Raw genomic sequence first — 16,656 nt, 5'->3', positions numbered from 1 at the left:
TCTCCGTAATTGTTGTTACGTTCATGCGGTGCGGCGCGGTGGGTTGCAAGACGAAACCGGACGCGCCGTGCGTCACCGCGGACAGGTGTCCGCCGCGCCCGCGTCGAGATCGAGGCAGCGCCCGTCGAGGCCGGACACCGGCAACCCGATCGTCGCGGCGAGCGTCGGCACGATATCGACCGTTTCGACCGACAGCGGCTGTTCGAACCCCGCCATCCCCTTGCGCCAAAACAGGATCGGCACGCGCCGGTCGTAATCCCACGGGCTGCCGTGGGTTTCGACGTAATAAGGGCCGGGCGTGCCGATGGTGGTGATGCGCGGCCGCAGCATCACCATCAGGTCGCCCGACCGCTGCGGATCGTAGGAAGCGCGCGCCCGTTCCAGCAGCGTCCACAATTCCGGCGGGGTGGTGGCCATCGGCGTCGCGGCGATTTCGTCGCGGGTATAGGCGGCGGCGACCTGCGGCAGCGCCAGATAGCGCTTCTTCGCCTCCGCCAGCACCGCCGCGCGGCGCGCCTGCGGCACGCTGTCAGAGATATAGACATCGCTTTCCGGCCCCAGCAGTACCGGCCCGGCGATCCCCAGGTCGCGCCCAATCGCGGCGCCAACCATCTTGGCGGCGACCGATCCGTCGACATGCGCCTCCATCGGCATCGCGCGCTGCTGCTGCCGCTCGGTCATGTCGTGCGCGCCGTGATCGGCGGTCAGCATCACCTCGTAATCCAGCCCCCAGCTGTCCAGCTGCGCCAGGAACGCGCCGATCGTCTGGTCGAGTTGGTCCATCTGGATGCACATCTCCGACCCCTGCGTGCCCATCGCATGGCCGATATAGTCGGTCGCCGATGCGCCGATCGCGATCAGGTCGGTCGACGCGCCCTGTCCCAGCTTCATGTCCTGGATCATCCCCGCCGCCAGCGCGAAGACCGCGCCGTCGAGCGCGGGCGAGGCGCGGAACGCCTTGGCATCGCCGCCCGCACGCTCGAACCGGCCGGTACCCAGCGTCTGCGTGCCGACCGCGATCGGCTGCGCCAGCCCCTTGCAATAGCCGGGCAGCGGCAGCGCGGCTTGCGGCGCGGCGAACAGCTTGCCGACCGCGTCATTGGCGCGCTGCACCACCGCGGGCGTCGCGCGGCCGGGGTAGGAGACGAACCTGTCGGTGTTCCAGAACCACACCTGGTCGATCTGGTGCCCGCCCATCATGATCGCCGCGCGGTCCTTCCCCGCGACCGCGACGACGCGCGTCGCGGGATCGGCGCGCTTCATCATCTCGCCCAGTGTCGGCACCTTCAGATGCCAGTCGGAGGGGACGTACTTGCTGCCGTGCTCGGTGCCCGGCACGCGCTCGTCCTCCGCGCAATAGACCATCTTGTCCTCGCGCCCGGCCTTCTGATCGAGCCAGGTGTTGGCGATGATCCCGGTGTGCGCGGGGCGCATGCCGGTCAGGATCGTCGAATGGCCCGGGCACGTCTCCGTCGCGGCATGGCTTTGATAGCCGGACGGGAAGACCACCCCCTGCGACAGCCGCGCGAGACCGTCGGTGAAGCGGTTGCGATATTGCGCGAACAGGTCGGCGGAGAATTGGTCCACCGAAATCGCGACGATCAGCTTGGGCTTGGGGCGCGGCAGCGCGGGGGCAGGTGCGGCGGTGGCGGCGGCCGGCGCCTGCTGCGCGAGCGCGGGCGCGGCGGTGGAGGCGAGCAGGGCGGCGGCGGCTGCGGCGAACGCTTTCATGGGGCGACCTTGGCTGACAAGAGGAGTTGCTTCCGGCTATGAGCCGTGACCGATGGTCAGGCAAGCTGTGCGCGCGGCGCTTTTCACCCTTATGACACTCGCCGCGCTGCTGGCCGCGCCGCTGGCATCCGCCGCGCCCGCCGCGCCGCATCTGGCGATCACGCTGGTGCCCGAAAGCGTGACCCCGGCGGCGGGCGGCGACGTCGCGCTGGCGTTCGCCGCCGTACCCGCGCCGGGGTGGCACGGTTACTGGAAGAACCCCGGCGATGCGGGGGTGGAGACGCGTGCGCAATGGACGCTGCCCGCCGGGGTGCGTGCCGCGCCGCTCGACTATCCGGTGCCGCAGCGGCTGGTGATCGCCGGGTTGATGAACCACGTGTACGAACGCCCCTTCGCGCTGCTGACCCGGCTGTCGCTGCCCGCCGCGCTGGCGAAGGGCACGCGCGTGCCGGTGACGGCGAAGCTCGATTATCTGGTCTGCACGACCGAGATCTGCGTGCCGGAAACGCAGACGCTGTCGACGGTGCTGACGATCGGCGACGGCGCGGTCGATGCCGCGACGCGCGCGCGCTTCGATGCATGGCGGCGTGCGCTGCCGCGCCCGCTGGGCAGCGAGGCGACGTGGCAGCGCGTCGGCGACCGTTTCCGCCTGTCGGTGCCGTTCCCGCGCGACGCGCCGCTGGGGGCGGCGTGGTTCTACCCCGCGGCGGGCGGCGCGACCGATTATGCTGCGCAGCAAGGCGTGACGCGCGACGGCGACCGCGTGGTGATCGAGACGAAGGGCGCGGCCACCCCGGCGGACGGCGCCATCGCGGGCGTGCTGGCGACCGGCGACGGTGTCGGCCTGTCGCTGACCGCGCGGCCCGGGACGGTGGCGGCGGCGCACACCGGGCTGGACTGGCAGGCGGCGGCGCTGGCGTTCGCGGGCGCGGTGCTGGGCGGGCTGCTGCTCAACGTGATGCCGTGCGTCTTCCCGATCCTGAGCCTGAAGGCGCTGGGGCTGGCGCGATCGGGCGAGGGCGAGCGCGCGGCGCGGGCGGAGGCGCTGGCCTATACCGCCGGCGTGATGCTGGTGTGCGTCGCGCTGGGCGCGGTGCTGCTGGCGTTGCGCGCCGCGGGGTCGAGCGCGGGCTGGGCGTTCCAGTTGCAGGACCCGCGTGTCATCGGCGTGCTGCTGCTGCTGGTCAGCGCGATCGCGTTCAACCTGGCCGGGCTGTTCGAACTGCCGGTGCCGGCGTTCGCGGGGAAGGGCGGGGCGACCGGCGCGTTCATGACCGGCGCGCTGGCCGCCTTCGTCGCGACGCCGTGCAGCGGGCCGTTCATGGCCGGCGCGATCGGCGCCGCGCTGGTGCTGCCCGCCGCCGCCGCGCTGACGGTGTTCGCGGGGCTGGGGCTGGGCATCGCGCTGCCGTTCCTGCTGATCGGCTTCGTCCCCGCGCTGCGTCGGCGGATGCCCCGGCCGGGGGCGTGGATGGGGCGGCTGCGCCGCGTGCTGGCGGTACCGATGTTCCTGACCGCTCTGGCGCTCGCCTGGGTGCTGGGGCGGCAGGCGGGGATCGACGGGATGACGATCGGGCTGGCCGCCGCGCTGCTGCTCGCGCTAGGGCTGTGGATCGGCGGGCGGCGGCAGGCGGCGGGGCGGCGTGCGGGCTGGGCGATCGCGCTGGCGGCGGTGCCCGCGCTGGCCGCGACGCTGCTGCTGCACCCCGCGGCGGTCCGTGCGGAGGCGGGCGGCGTGCCGGGCGCCGAACCGTTCAGCGAGGCGCGGCTGGCGGCGCTGCGTGGCCAGGGGCGGCCGGTGTTCGCCTATTTCACCGCCGACTGGTGCCTGACGTGCAAGGTCAACGAAAAGGCCGCGATCGAAACCGCGACCGTCGCCGACGCCTTCGGCAAGGGGAAGGTGGCGGTGCTGGTGGGCGACTGGACCGACGGCGATCCCGCGCTGGGACGCTTCATCGAGGCGCACAACCGCGCCGGCGTGCCGCTGTACCTGTGGTACCCCAAGGGCGCGGCCACCCCGCGCGTGCTGCCGCAGGTGCTGACCCCCGCGATGCTGGCATCGCTGCCGTCCGGCGGGTGATGCGCGCATTTCCCTTGTGCAGTGCATCAAAGTGACGCAGCATGCGGCGAAATCGCCACACAAGCGTTACGAGGGCCGATGGGGACACAGGCGTTCGATGAAATCATGGGGGCGGGCGGCCAGGACGGCGCGCGCCCTGAGCTGGCCGATCTTTGCCGCTGGCTGGACGAAACGCCTCCCGACGAGTTGCGCCGACGACAGCATTCCGCCGAAACCACCTTTCGCCAGCTGGGCATCACCTTCGCCGTCTATGGCGAGAGCGAGGCGAGCGAGCGGATCATCCCGTTCGATATCGTGCCCCGCATCTTCCTGGCCGACGAATGGGAACGGCTGTCCGCGGGGCTGATCCAGCGGGTGGAGGCGATCAACGCCTTCCTGGTCGACATCTATGGCGAGCGCCGCATCCTGAAGGAAGGCGTGCTGCCCGCCGACCTGATCCTCGGCAATCCGCAGTTCCGGCCCGAAATCGCGGGAATCCGCCCGCCGCACGACGTCTGGGCGCATATCTGCGGCATCGACCTCGTCCGCACCGGGCCGGACGAATTCTTCGTGCTGGAGGATAACGCCCGCACGCCCAGCGGCGTCAGCTACATGCTGGAAAACCGCGAGGCGATGGTGCGGCTGTGCCCGGAGCTGTTCGCCAAGTTCCGCGTCGCGGCGGTCGACAGCTATCCCGACATGCTGCTGGAGACGATGAAGTCGGTCGCGCCGCGCGGCTGCGGGCAGAACCCCAATTGCGTCGTCCTGACCCCCGGCCATTACAATTCGGCCTATTACGAACACAGCTTCCTGGCCGATTCGATGGGCATCGAACTGGTCGAGGCGGCCGATCTGGTGGTGGACGACGACGTGGTGTTCATGCGCACGATCGCCGGCCGCGTGAAGGTGGACGTCATCTATCGCCGCGTCGACGACGACTTCCTCGATCCGCTGGTGTTCCGTCCCGATTCGATGCTGGGCGTACCGGGGCTGATCGCCGCTTATGCCGCGGGCAACGTCGCGATCCTCAACGCGCCGGGCAACGGCATCGCCGACGACAAGGCGATCTACAGCTACATGCCGGAGATCGTGAAATTCTATTCCGGCGGCGCGCCGACCTTGCCGAATGTCGAGACGTATCGCTGCCGCGAGCCGCAGGCGCTGCGCTACGTCCTCGATCACCTCGACGAACTGGTGGTCAAGCTGGTCGACGGGTCGGGCGGCTACGGGATGCTGGTCGGCCCGACCGCGTCGCGCGCCGAGATCGAGCGGTTCCGCGCCGCGCTGATCGCCGAGCCGCACCGCTATATCGCGCAGCCGACGCTGGCGCTGTCGACCGTGCCGACGCTGGTCGAACAGGGCGTCGCCCCGCGCCACGTCGATTTCCGCCCGTTCCTGCTGACCGGATCGCGCGGGGTGCAGGTGGTGCCCGGCGGGCTGACGCGCGTCGCGCTGCGCGAAGGGTCGCTGGTGGTCAATTCGTCGCAGGGCGGCGGGACCAAGGACAGCTTCGTGCTGCTGCCCGGCCACGGCGCGCCGCCGGGGATGAGCCAGACGATGGGCGGGATGACCCAGACGATGGGCGTCGGTCCGGGGGGGGCGGCCTGATGCTCAGCCGTACCGCCGCGTCGCTCTACTGGCTGGGGCGCTATGTCGAACGCGCCGATTACATCGCGCGGCTGGTGGAGGCGACGCTGCGCCTCGACGTGCTGTCGACGCGATCGGCGGGCGAGGATGCGTGGCGATCCGCGCTGGCCGTCACCGATACCGAGGACGGCTTCGCCGCCAGCGGCGCGGTGCTGGCGCGCGAATCGGTCGCGCGCTTCCTGCTGAGCGATTCGGCGCATCCCGGGTCGATCCTGCGCTGCCTGGCGATGGCGCGCGACAATGCCCGCGCGGTGCGTACCGCGCTGACGCGTGAGGCGTGGCAGGCGATCAATGGCGCGTGGCTGATCTTCGACCAGCAGGTGCGCCGGCTCGATTCGAACGCCACGCTGGCGGTGGTCGAGGCGGTGAAGGCCGAGACGCGCGGGTTCGAGGGCGCGGTGCACCGGATGCTGCGCAACCAGACCACCCTGTTCATCCGGCTGGGGCAGGCGGTGGAGCGCACCGACAATACCGCGCGGCTGCTGGACGTGAAATATCACATCCTGCTGCCGGAGGGCGAGCGCGTCGGCGGCACCGTCGACCGCGACCAGTGGACCACGATCCTCCAGACCGTCAGCGCCGTCACCGCCTATCGCTGGCTGTACAGCGACGGGCTGAACCCCGCCAACGTCATCGACCTGTTGCTGTCGCGCGCCGAACTACCGCGCAGCCTGGCGGCGTCGATGGAGGAGACGGTGATCGCGCTCACCGGCCTCGCCAAATCGAGCGGCACGCAAGGGGAGGCGGACCGCATGGCCCGCACCCGCCAGGCGCGCGCCGCGCGCACCCGCACCGGCGACGTGATCGCCGCCGGACTCCACCAGCACCTGCAGGCGCTGATCGTCGAGAATGCGCAGCTTCACGACGCGATCGGCCGGCAATTCAAGTTCCATCACTGACATGCGCCTGTCGATCGACCATCGCACCACCTATCGCTTCACCAGGCCGCAGGGGCGGATCGTCCAGCTGCTGCGCGTCACGCCGGGCAACACCCACGACCAGACGGTCGCCGAATGGCACATCTCGGTCGATTGCGACGCGCGGCTTCGCGAACATCGCGACGGCTTCGGCAACCGCACCACGATGCTCTATGCCGAAGGGCCGCTCGACCGGCTGGAGATCGCGGTATCGGGCGAGGTGGTGACCAGCCATTCCGACGGCGTGCTGCACGGCACGTTCGAGCCGCTGCCCCCCGCGGTGTTCCTGCGCGGCACGCCGGTGACGGAGGCGGGGGAGGTGCTGGCCGGCTTCGCGCATCGCATGACGGAAGGGCATTCGACGCTGGGCGCGCTGCATGCGCTCAATCGCGCGCTGCACGACCGGTTCGCGCTGGACAAGGGGCGGCCGGAACCGGGGCTGACCGTCGACGACGCCTTCGCGCGTGAGACGGCGACCCCGCGCGATCTGGCGCAGATGTTCGTCGCCTGCGCGCGCTCGCTGGACATACCCGCGCGCTACGTCACCGGCTATTGCGACCTGCAGGACGGCCGCCGCCCGACCCCGCACGGCTGGGCCGACGGCTGGGTGGAGGGGATCGGCTGGATCGGCTTCGACCCCACGCTGGCGCTGTCGCCGGAAGAACACCACGTCCGCATCGCGGTGGCGCTCGACGCCGCCGGCTGCGCCCCCGTCGCCGGATCGCGGCTGGGCGAGGGCGAGGAGTGCCTGGACGTCGAGGTGCGCGTCAGCGGGCAGTAGCGGGGATCAGTCCGTCGCCCCGATAGAAAGAGTGAAAGTCTCTCCCGTCATGCCGGACCTGTTCCGGCATCCACCGCCCCGCATACGCACAAGGCGTTGCTTTTGCGGCACGGTGGACCCCGGAACACGTCCGGGGTGACGGAGCGCATCGGGCTGCCGAGGCGCATGTCGCCGCCTTTCCCTCTTCGTTGGGGTCACGATTTGTGACGCGGCATTCAGCCCCGATACGTCATCCCAGCGGAAGCTGGGATCTCCCCATTGGATAGCACGCCGCCCGGCCGCGGAAGACCCCAGCCTTCGCTGGGGTGACGCACCGGCCTCGGGCAACAACGCCCCCGGCCGCTCCCCTCAGCCGGCATCCTCGTCGGACAGCGGCGTCCAGCCGCGCGGGCCGAGCATCTCCATCGGGCGATAGCGCGCCTTGTACGCCATGCGCGGCGACCCCTTCACCCAATAGCCGAGGTAGACATAGGGCAACCCCGCCTCGCGCGTGCGGGCGATATGGTCGAGGATGATGAAATTGCCCAGCGCCGGCCGCGCGTCCTCGTCGGTCGCGAAGAAGCTGTAGATCATCGACAGCCCGTCCGCCTGCCGGTCGGTCAGGCAGCAGCCGATCAGCCGCCCCGGCACGCCGCCGCGTCCCGGCTCGCGATATTCGACCACCACCGAATTGACCGGCGATTGTTCGACCATGTCGGCATAGTCCATCTCGTCCATGCCGGCCATGCCGCCGCCGGGATGCCGCGACGCCAGGTATCCGCGCAGCAGCTGATATTGCTCGTCGGTCGCCCACGGGCGGCACGCGGTCACCTCCAGGTCGGCGTGGCGGCGCAGCAGCTTCCTCTGCGTCGCATTCGGTTCGAACTGGTGGCTCAGCACGCGCACCGACAGGCAGGCGTTGCACCCCGCGCAGCTGGGGCGATAGGCGACCGACTGGCTGCGGCGGAAACCGATCCGGCTCAGCGCGTCGTTCAGCTCGGTCGCGTTCGGGCCGGACAGCTCGGTGAACACCTTCCGCTCCTGCCGTCCGGGCAGGTACGGGCACGGCTGCGGGCTGGTGACGAAGAAGCGCGGGAATCGGAAGGGCGCTGTCACCGGTCGTCTGGTCCCCGTGGCGCGCCCGGCGCGGGCGCGCGTCGCGCCTGTATATCGGCCCGGACGCGCGTGGTGAAAAGCTGCTTAACCATCTTTTGCGACGCCCCGCGCGCGCCGCCACGTCAGGCGTGCTCCACCGCCTTCACGTCGAACCCGGCGGTGGTCAGCGCGGCGATCAGCTGGTCCAGATGCGCCCGGTCGCGCGTCTCGCACTCGATGTCGGTGACCAGCCCCTTGGCGGGCAGCGTCGTGAACACGCGCTGGTGATACACCTCGATGATGTTGACCCGTTCCTGGTCGAAGATGCGCGCGACGTTGAACAGCGCGCCCGGCTGGTCCTGCAACCGCAGCCGCAGCCGCGCCAGCCGCCCCGATCGCGCCAGGTCGCGCAGCAGCACGTTGGCGAGCAGCCGCGTGTCGATGTTGCCGCCGCACAGCACGACGCCCACGGTCTTGCCGCGGAAGCGTTCGGGATGCGCTAGCAACGCGGCGAGCCCCGCGGCGCCCGCGCCCTCGACCACCGTCTTCTCGATCTGCAGCAGCAGGCTGACCGCTTCCTCCAGCGAGCGTTCGGACACCAGCACGATATCGTCCACCAGCGCGCGCACCATCTGCGACGTGATCCGGCCGGGTTCCTTGACCGCGATCCCTTCCGCCAGCGTATCGCCCGCGCACGGCATGTCGGTGCCGTTCAGGCGGTTGTACATCGACGGGTACAGCTCGGCCTCCACGCCGACCACCTCGATCGGGCGGCCCGCGGCACGCGCCACCGTCGCCATCCCGGAAACCAGCCCGCCGCCGCCGATCGGCACCACCAGCATGTCGATGTCGGGCGCATCGGCCAGCATCTCGACCGCGACGGTCCCTTGCCCCGCGATCACGCGCGGATCATCGAACGGGTGGATGAAGGTGAAGCCGCGTTCCGCCTCCAGCAGGCGGGCGTGGGCATAGGCGGCGTCGAACGTGTCGCCTTCCAGGATCACGTCGGCGCCGTGCCCCTGCGTCTGCACCACCTTCACGATCGGCGTGTTCTTCGGCATCACGATCGTGGCGGGTACGCCCAGCCGGTTGGCGTGATAGGCCAGCCCCTGCGCGTGGTTGCCCGCCGATGCGGCGATCACGCCCTTCTGCTTGGCTTCCTCCGACAGCAGCATCAGCGTGTTGAGCGCGCCGCGTTCCTTGTAGGCGGCGGTGAACTGCAAATTCTCGAACTTCAGGTACACGGTCGCGCCGGTCAGCTTCGACAGCGTGCGGCTGATCAGCGTCGGCGTGCGCACGATCATGTCGCCGATCCGCGCGTGCGCGGCGCGCACGTCGTCGATGGACACGGGAAGGGCGGGATCGGTCGCATACTGGGTAGCCATCCCGCCCGCCTAGCCGATCGCATCCGCGGGATAAAGCCGATCGCCGCTGGCGGCGGCCGGTGCGACAGCCTAAGGGCATGGCCCCATGAAGATCGCATTCATCGGCACCGGGGTGATGGGCGCCCCCATGGCACGGCACCTGGCGGCGGCCGGGCATGACGTCACCGTCTACAACCGCACCCGCGCAAAGGCGGCGGCGACCGGGCTGGCGGTGGCGGATACGCCCGCGGCGGCGGCGCGCGGGGCGGCGGCGGTCGTCACCTGCGTCGGCAACGATGCCGATCTGGAAGCGGTGACGCTGGGCGCGGACGGTGCCTTCGCCGCGATGGCCGACGATGCGGTGTTCATCGACCATACCACCGTGTCGGCGGGGATCGCGCGGCGGCTGGCGGCGGCGCGCGCGCTGTCGGTCGACGCCCCGGTATCGGGCGGGCAGGCGGGTGCGGAGGCGGGCAAGCTGTCGATCATGTGCGGCGGGTCGCCCGACGCGCTGGCGAAGGCGGAACCGGTGATGCGCGCCTATGCCGCGCGGATCGTCCATGTCGGCGATGCGGGCGCGGGGCAGCAGACCAAGATGGTCAACCAGATCTGCATCGCCGGCGTGTTGCAGGGCGTGGCCGAGGGGCTGCGGTTCGCGCAGAAGAGCGGGCTGGACCTCGACAAGGTGCTGGAGGCGGTGTCCGGCGGCGCGGCGCAAAGCTGGCAGATGGTCAACCGCTGGGACAGCATGGCCGAGGGTCGCTTCGACTTCGGCTTCGCGATCGACTGGATGCGCAAGGACCTGGGGCTGGCGCTGGACGAGGCGAAGGCGAACGGCGCGGTCCTGCCGGTGACCGCGCTGGTCGACCAATTCTATGCCGAGGTGCAGGCGATGGGCGGCGCCCGCCAGGACACCAGCGCGCTGGTGCGGCGGCTGCCGTAGCGCCGAAGAACGTCGCCCCTACGACGGCAGGGGCCTATCGCTGCATCGTCGTGTGGACCGGGCGGACACAGGCGCGGCGCGTGTGTGTCGGGGTGGTAGGATGGACGACGCAGCCATGGGCCCCTGCCTGCGCAGGGGCGACGGATGGTGGGGCCGCGGTCGCGTGATGCGGCACGAGGCCCCAGCCTTCGCTGGGGCGACGTGCCGGGCCATTCCGTCGCCCCTGCGAAGGCAGGGGCCTCCCCGTTATTTCGCGCCGCCCCCGCCGACGGCGAAGACCCGGCGCCATTCCGGCTTCACGATCCGCAGCAGCGCGGGCGTGACCGGCAGCGTCACCTCGTACATCCCCTCCACATAGGCGCCGGCGACATATTGCCCCGCGATCAGGCCGATCCGGTCGATCGCGCGGCGGTTGGTGGAGCCGAGCAGCAGCACCAGCTTATCGATCGTCGGGCAGGGGAACACCGCGTCGGTGCCGGGATCCTCGCCCAGCCGCTTCGTCCGCTCCGCCTTCAGCCGCGCGCACCAGGTCGCGCCCAGCAGGTCCTGCAACGCCGCCGCCGACACGAACATCGCGCGCGGATCGACGCGGCGCCCGCGCGCCTTGTCCCACACGATCGTGTCGATCAGCGTGCCGCCATGCGCGCCGCCGGTGAAGCGGTAGGTTTCGCCCGACAGGCTCAGCAGCTGCGGCGTTTCGGTCACCACCGACCAGTGGCGCGACGCGTCATGCTGGTGGAACGGATAGCCCGCCTTCGTCGCCTCGCGCCGGTCATCCTGCGCATCGCGGCGCGTTTCCGCGGCGAACCGCGCCCGGTCCTGGTCCAGCCAGCGGCGCAGCGGGGCGATGCGCGCCGCGGCGGCGGGATAGCCGTAGCTGAAGTCGACCAGCGCGTCGTCGCGCTTCACCTCGACCGCATCGTTCGCGCGCGGAACCGCTTCGACCGGCATCGCCGCCATCGCCAGTCCCAGCCACCACCAGCCGATCAGCCGTCGCATCGCATCCCCTCGCCAAAGACCGTTCGCCGCCATATGGCAGGCAAGATGAACCTGCGCCAAATCCCCCGCCTGACCGGCATCGTCGCCGGCCTGTCCTCGATCGCCCTTTCGCTGCCCGCGGGGGCGGATGCGCTGATCGACAATGTCGCGGGCCTGACGCTCGACCGCGACGGGCGCGTGGTGCGGTTCCAGGCGATGGTGATCGACGCGCAGGGCAAGGTGGTGCGGCTGGTCCCGGTCGGCGAACAGCCGCCGAAGCGGACGAAGAAGAACCCCGGCCCGACCTATGACTGGCGCGCCGACATGAAGGGGCGGGTGGTGATGCCCGGCATGATCGACGCGCACGGCCACGTCATATCGCAGGGGCTGGCGCTGCTGGCGCTCGACCTGTCGGACACGCGATCGCTGGCGGAAGCGCAGAAGAAGATCGCCGATTATGCGCGCGCCAACCCCGAACGCGCATGGATCGTCGGGCGTGGCTGGAACCAGGAACAATGGGGGCTGGGGCGCTTCCCCACCGCCGCGGACCTCGACGCCGCGGTGCCCGGCCGACCGGTGTGGCTGGAACGCGCCGACGGCCATGCGGGCTGGGCGAACAGCGCCGCGCTGAAGGCCGCCGGGATCACCGCCGCCACCGCCGCCCCGGCGGGCGGGCGCGTCGAAAGGCCGCTGGGCGTGCTGGTCGACAATGCCATGTCGCTGATGGACCGCGCGCTGCCGAAGGTGGGGGCGAAGGACCGCACCGCCGCCTTCCTGGCGGCGCAGCAGCTGCTGCTGGGCGACGGGATCACCGCGGTCGCCGACATGGGCACGTCGCTGGACGACTGGATGACCTATCGCCGCATGGGCGACATCGGCGCGCTGCGCGTGCGGATCATGTCCTATGCCGCCGGGATCGACACCACCGTCGCGATCGGCGGGACCGGGCCGACGCCGTGGCTGTATGACGATCGCCTGCGGCTGGCGGGGGTGAAGCTGTTCGCGGACGGCGCGCTGGGGTCGCGCGGCGCTTGGCTGAAGGCGCCCTATGCCGATGCGCCGGGGGAGCGCGGGCTGGGCTTCCTGACCGACGACCAGTTGCAGAACCTGATGAGCCGCGCGGCGATGGACGGATATCAGATCGCGGTCCATGCGATCGGCGATCGCGCCAACAAGCAGGCGATCGACGCGATCGCGGAATTGGCCGCAACTTACAAGGGCGACCGGCGCTGGCGGATCGAACATGCGCAGGTGGTCGACCCGGCCGACATGCCCGCGTTCGGCCGCTACGGCATCATCGCCTCGGTTCAGCCGATCCATGCCACCAGCGACCGGGTGATGGCCGAGGCGCGGCTGGGCACTGCGCGGCTGGCGGGCGCCTATGCGTGGAAATCGCTGCTCAACAACGGCGCGAAGCTGGCGTTCGGATCGGACTTCCCGGTCGAGAAGCCCGATCCCTGGGCCAATTGGGCGGCGGCGTTCACCCGCACCGGCGCGGACGGGCAGCCCGCCGGCGGCTGGCGCCCGGAGGAAGCGGTGACGCGCGAACAGGCATGGTGGGGCTTCACCGGCGGCGCCAGTTTCGCCGGCTTCGCCGAGGCGAAGTTCGGTATCCTGGCGCCCGGCCAGCGCGCCGATTTCATCATCGTCGACCGCGATCCGCTGGCCGCCACGCCGGAGGCGCTGCGCCAGACCAAGGTGATCGAAACCTGGATCGGCGGCCAGCGGGCGTGGGCGCGCAAGTGACGCTGCTCATCCTGGGCACGTTCCGCGTGCCGCCCGACCGGATGGCGGCGGCGCGCGGGGTGATGGCGCGGATGATCGCCGCCAGCCGCGCCGAGGACGGCTGCCTCGACTATGCCTATGCCGAGGATATCGGCACGCCCGGGCTGATCCGCGTCAGCGAGGCGTGGCGCGACCGCGCATCGCTCGCCCGCCACATGGCCAGCGCGCATCTGGCCGAATGGCGCGCGGCCTGGCCGGCGCTGGGCATCGGCGAGCGCGATCTGCGGTCGTACGAGGCGGGTGACGCCGAAGTGGCGTGACGCGATCGGTCGGCAAGACGCCATCTTCCGGAAGAAGGCGGGAGCGCTGCCACGCCCGTTTCGTCAGGACGCAGGAGCATCGCTACCCCAGAGCGACGTCCAGCCGCGCCAGATCGTCCGGCGTATTGACGTTCGCAAGCGCGACCCCCGGCAGCACCGCCACGGCGCCCGCCGCGCGCGCCCAGCGGCGGATCGAGCGGTCGCCACCGGCGGACAGGTGCTCCACCAGCGGCGCGGCCAGCCGCGCGGGCCACAGCCCGACCGTCGGCGCCTCCGCGGCATGAGCGGTGTCCTGCGCCAGCAGCGCGGCGACCAGCGCGGCCGGCAGCGCCGGCGTGTCGCAGGCGGTGGTCAGCACCGCGTCGAACCCCTCGCGCGCGGCCACCGCCAGCGCGCCGGCGATCCCGCCGAGCGGGCCGAGGTCAGGATGGGGCAGGTCGCGGGCGGTGCGCACCCGCGCGTCGGCGCGGCCGACGACCAGCAGGTCGGCGACATGCGGCGAAAGGCTGTCCAGCGCATGGTCGATCAGCGCGGTGTCGCGCCACGTCGCCAGCGCCTTGTCGCTGCCGAAGCGCGAGGAACGGCCACCCGCCAGGACGGCGCCGAGGATGCGGATCATGCCGGCACTGTCGCAGCCGGCGCGCAAAAGGGGAAGCCCGTTACCGCCCGCTGACCGCCGCGCCGTCGGGCGCGGAGGTCGGGGGCGGTGGTGGGCCGATGGATCAGATCGTGGTCAGGACCACGCCGACCACCAGCGCCTGAGCCGCAATCGCCAGCGCGGTGCTGACGGCGGTTTCGAACGTGCGCATGATGGGTCTCCTGTGCCGGATAGGTCCGACGCGGAGTCATCTACGGATCGTTACGCTGCAGAGCAACAAACGTGCGCAACAATCTTGCTTGCACTTGTTGCAATCGTGCGACGGGGATGTTGCGGTTTCGTGACACCATGCCGCGAGCGTCGCCCGGACGTCCCGCGGCTCAGCCGCCGAACACCCGGTCGAAGATCGTGTCGACGTGCTTGAAATGATAGCCCAGGTCGAACTTCTCGTCGATCTGCGCGGGCGACAGCGCGGCGGTGACCTCCGGATCGGCCTTCAGCAATTCCTGAAGCGACAGCTGGCCGTCCGATTCCCACACCTTCATCGCGTTGCGCTGGACCAGCCGGTACGAATCCTCGCGGCTGACCCCCGCCTGCGTCAGCGCCAGCAGCACGCGCTGCGAATGGACCAGGCCGCCCATCCGGTCGAGGTTCTTTTGCATCCGCTCGGGATAGACCAGCAGCTTGTCGATCACCCCGGTCAGCCGCGCCAGCGCGAAATCGAGCGTGATCGTCGCGTCCGGCCCGATGTAGCGTTCGACCGAGGAGTGCGAGATGTCGCGTTCGTGCCACAGCGCGACATTCTCCAGCGCCGGGGTGACATAGCCGCGCACCATCCGCGCAAGGCCGGTCAGATTCTCGGTCAGCACCGGGTTGCGCTTGTGCGGCATCGCGGACGAGCCCTTCTGCCCGGGGGAGAAATATTCCTCCGCCTCCAGCACCTCGGTACGTTGCAGGTGGCGCACCTCGGTCGCGACGCGCTCGACCGAACTGGCGATGACGCCCAGCGTGGCGAAGAACATCGCGTGGCGATCGCGCGGGATCACCTGTGTCGAGACGGGTTCGATCGCGAGGCCCAGCTTGTCCGCGACATGCTCCTCGACGCGCGGATCGACGTTGGCGAAGGTGCCGACCGCGCCGGAAATCGCCGCGGTGGCGATATCGGCGCGCGCCGCGACCAGCCGGGTGCGGTGGCGGGCGAATTCGGCATGCGCCTGCGCCAGCTTCAGCCCGAACGTCACCGGCTCGGCATGGATGCCGTGGCTGCGCCCGATCGTCGGGGTCAGCTTGTGCTCCTTCGCGCGGCGTTCCAGCACCGCCAGCAGCGCGTCGATATCCGCGATCAGCAGGTCTGCCGCGCGCGCCAGCTGCACCGACAGCGTGGTGTCGAGCACGTCGGACGACGTCATCCCCTGGTGCATGAAGCGCGCCTCGTCGCCGACCTGTTCGGCGACCCAGGTCAGGAACGCGATCACGTCATGCTTGGTCACCGCCTCGATCGCGTCGATCGCGGCGACGTCGATCGCCGGCTTCGTCGCCCACCATTGCCACAGCGCGGCCGCCGCGCTCTTTGGCACCACGCCCAGATCAGCGAGCGCGTCGGTCGCGTGCGCCTCGATCTCGAACCAGATCGCGTAGCGCGCCTCCGGGGTCCAGATCGCGGCCATGTCGGGGCGGGAGTAACGGGGGATCATCGGGCGGTTCCTGAACGGCGTAACGGGACGGCGCGCCGTTAGCAGCGCGGGGCCAGAGGGGCAAATGCGGGGGGCGGGGGCGGCGCCGGACCCGCGCGCCCCGGCGCTAGATCAGGCCCTTGGCGCGCAGGCTCACCTGGCCCGCCGCCCCGACGATGATATGGTCGTGGACGGTGATGTTCAGCGGCTTGCCCGCCGCGACGATCGCGCGGGTGATGTCGATGTCGGCGCGGCTGGGGGACGGATCGCCCGACGGGTGGTTGTGGACCAGGATCAGCGCGGCGGAGCCGATCTCCAGCGCGCGCTTGATGACTTCGCGCACGTGCACCGCGGCCTCGTCGATCGTCCCGCGCGACATCTGTTCGTCGCGGATCAGCATGTTGCGGGTGTTGAGGTGCAGGACGCGGAACTGCTCGATCGTGTCGTGCGCCAGTGCGGCGTGCAGATAGTCGCGCAGCGCCTGCCAGTTGGACAGCAGCGGCGCTTCGCGCGTGCGGGCGCGGACCAGCCGGATCGAGGTGGCGTGCGCGATCTTGATCGCCGCCGCGGTCACGTCGCCCATCCCCTTCACGCGCATCAGCGACTGGGCATCGGCGGCCAGCAATCCGCCGATCCCGCCGAATTCGTGCAGCAGCCGCTTGGCCAGATCCTTGGTATCCTGCCGCGGCAGCGCCACCGCGAGCAGATACTCGATCAGCTCGTGATCGTGCAGCCCCTCCGCATCGGCGAACAGGCGCGCGCGCAGCCGGGCGCGATGCCCCTTGGCATCGGTGACGGGGGCATCGGCATCCAGCATCGCGGCCCACGATATGCCGCCCCCGGCGG

At 70.7% G+C, this 16,656-nt stretch carries 14 protein-coding genes; 7 read left to right on the top strand and 7 right to left on the bottom strand.

Translation table 11 applies throughout. From position 1 onward, the window contains the following. Positions 1–72: 72 nt before the first annotated feature. Complete coding sequence (locus COA07_RS06440) at positions 73–1,731, bottom strand: alkaline phosphatase family protein (protein WP_096640638.1); 1,659 nt, start codon at positions 1,729–1,731, stop codon at positions 73–75. A 91-nt stretch (positions 1,732–1,822) separates the two neighbouring features. Here COA07_RS06440 and COA07_RS06435 point away from each other — a divergent pair, with 91 nt between their 5' ends. From COA07_RS06435 to COA07_RS06420, 4 genes are all read left to right on the top strand, one after another. Then, positions 1,823–3,811, top strand: a complete 1,989-nt coding sequence (locus tag COA07_RS06435; RefSeq protein ID WP_245842040.1) for a protein-disulfide reductase DsbD family protein — start codon at positions 1,823–1,825, stop codon at positions 3,809–3,811. Positions 3,812–3,889: 78 nt separating this feature from the next. Then, positions 3,890–5,398: a circularly permuted type 2 ATP-grasp protein gene (locus tag COA07_RS06430; RefSeq protein ID WP_066711249.1), complete on the top strand. Its 1,509-nt coding sequence runs from the start codon at positions 3,890–3,892 to the stop codon at positions 5,396–5,398. Further along, positions 5,398–6,336, top strand: a complete 939-nt coding sequence (locus tag COA07_RS06425; protein ID WP_066711247.1) for an alpha-E domain-containing protein — start codon at positions 5,398–5,400, stop codon at positions 6,334–6,336. The genes COA07_RS06430 and COA07_RS06425 overlap by 1 nt, the downstream gene beginning before the upstream one ends. A 1-nt stretch (position 6,337) precedes the next feature. Beyond that, positions 6,338–7,135: a transglutaminase family protein gene (locus tag COA07_RS06420; RefSeq protein WP_066711242.1), complete on the top strand. Its 798-nt coding sequence runs from the start codon at positions 6,338–6,340 to the stop codon at positions 7,133–7,135. Between the two features lie 348 nt (positions 7,136–7,483). On the opposite strand, the gene COA07_RS06415 is transcribed toward COA07_RS06420, so the two are convergent. Next, positions 7,484–8,230, bottom strand: coding sequence for an arginyltransferase (locus COA07_RS06415; RefSeq protein WP_066711240.1), 747 nt, complete (start codon positions 8,228–8,230; stop codon positions 7,484–7,486). 122 nt (positions 8,231–8,352) lie between these two features. Continuing rightward, positions 8,353–9,594, bottom strand: a complete 1,242-nt coding sequence (locus COA07_RS06410; protein WP_066711239.1) for a threonine ammonia-lyase — start codon at positions 9,592–9,594, stop codon at positions 8,353–8,355. Positions 9,595–9,679: 85 nt separating this feature from the next. On the opposite strand from COA07_RS06410, the gene COA07_RS06405 reads away from it, so the two are divergent. Continuing rightward, positions 9,680–10,516: an NAD(P)-dependent oxidoreductase gene (locus tag COA07_RS06405; RefSeq protein ID WP_066711237.1), complete on the top strand. Its 837-nt coding sequence runs from the start codon at positions 9,680–9,682 to the stop codon at positions 10,514–10,516. Positions 10,517–10,762: 246 nt separating this feature from the next. Here COA07_RS06405 and COA07_RS06400 read toward each other — a convergent pair whose 3' ends face one another. Further along, a complete protein-coding gene (locus COA07_RS06400; protein WP_169803532.1) occupies positions 10,763–11,515 on the bottom strand; it encodes a DUF4163 domain-containing protein in 753 nt (250 codons plus the stop codon). Between the two features lie 45 nt (positions 11,516–11,560). Here COA07_RS06400 and COA07_RS06395 point away from each other — a divergent pair, with 45 nt between their 5' ends. Continuing rightward, complete coding sequence (locus COA07_RS06395) at positions 11,561–13,240, top strand: amidohydrolase (protein ID WP_066711253.1); 1,680 nt, start codon at positions 11,561–11,563, stop codon at positions 13,238–13,240. Continuing rightward, entirely contained in the window at positions 13,237–13,539 is a 303-nt protein-coding gene (locus COA07_RS06390; protein ID WP_245842039.1) for a putative quinol monooxygenase, read from the top strand. The genes COA07_RS06395 and COA07_RS06390 overlap by 4 nt, the downstream gene beginning before the upstream one ends. Positions 13,540–13,621: 82 nt before the next feature. Here COA07_RS06390 and COA07_RS06385 read toward each other — a convergent pair whose 3' ends face one another. The 3 genes from COA07_RS06385 to radC all read right to left on the bottom strand — a co-directional run bounded on the left by COA07_RS06385 (position 13,622) and on the right by radC (position 16,627). Further along, positions 13,622–14,158, bottom strand: a complete 537-nt coding sequence (locus COA07_RS06385) for a molybdenum cofactor guanylyltransferase (RefSeq protein WP_096640634.1) — start codon at positions 14,156–14,158, stop codon at positions 13,622–13,624. Positions 14,159–14,517: 359 nt separating this feature from the next. Continuing rightward, entirely contained in the window at positions 14,518–15,831 is a 1,314-nt protein-coding gene (purB, locus tag COA07_RS06380; protein WP_066713285.1) for an adenylosuccinate lyase, read from the bottom strand. A gap of 106 nt (positions 15,832–15,937) precedes the next feature. Further along, on the bottom strand, positions 15,938–16,627 hold the full coding sequence (radC, locus tag COA07_RS06375; RefSeq protein ID WP_066713288.1) for a RadC family protein: 690 nt from the start codon (positions 16,625–16,627) through the stop codon (positions 15,938–15,940). Positions 16,628–16,656 lie beyond the last annotated feature (29 nt).

It is taken from the genome of Sphingomonas adhaesiva (assembly GCF_002374855.1).
Taxonomy (GTDB): Bacteria; Pseudomonadota; Alphaproteobacteria; order Sphingomonadales; family Sphingomonadaceae; genus Sphingomonas; species Sphingomonas adhaesiva.
Note: the sequence above shows the minus strand (reverse complement) of the source record. Positions and strands in the feature narration are given on the sequence as shown.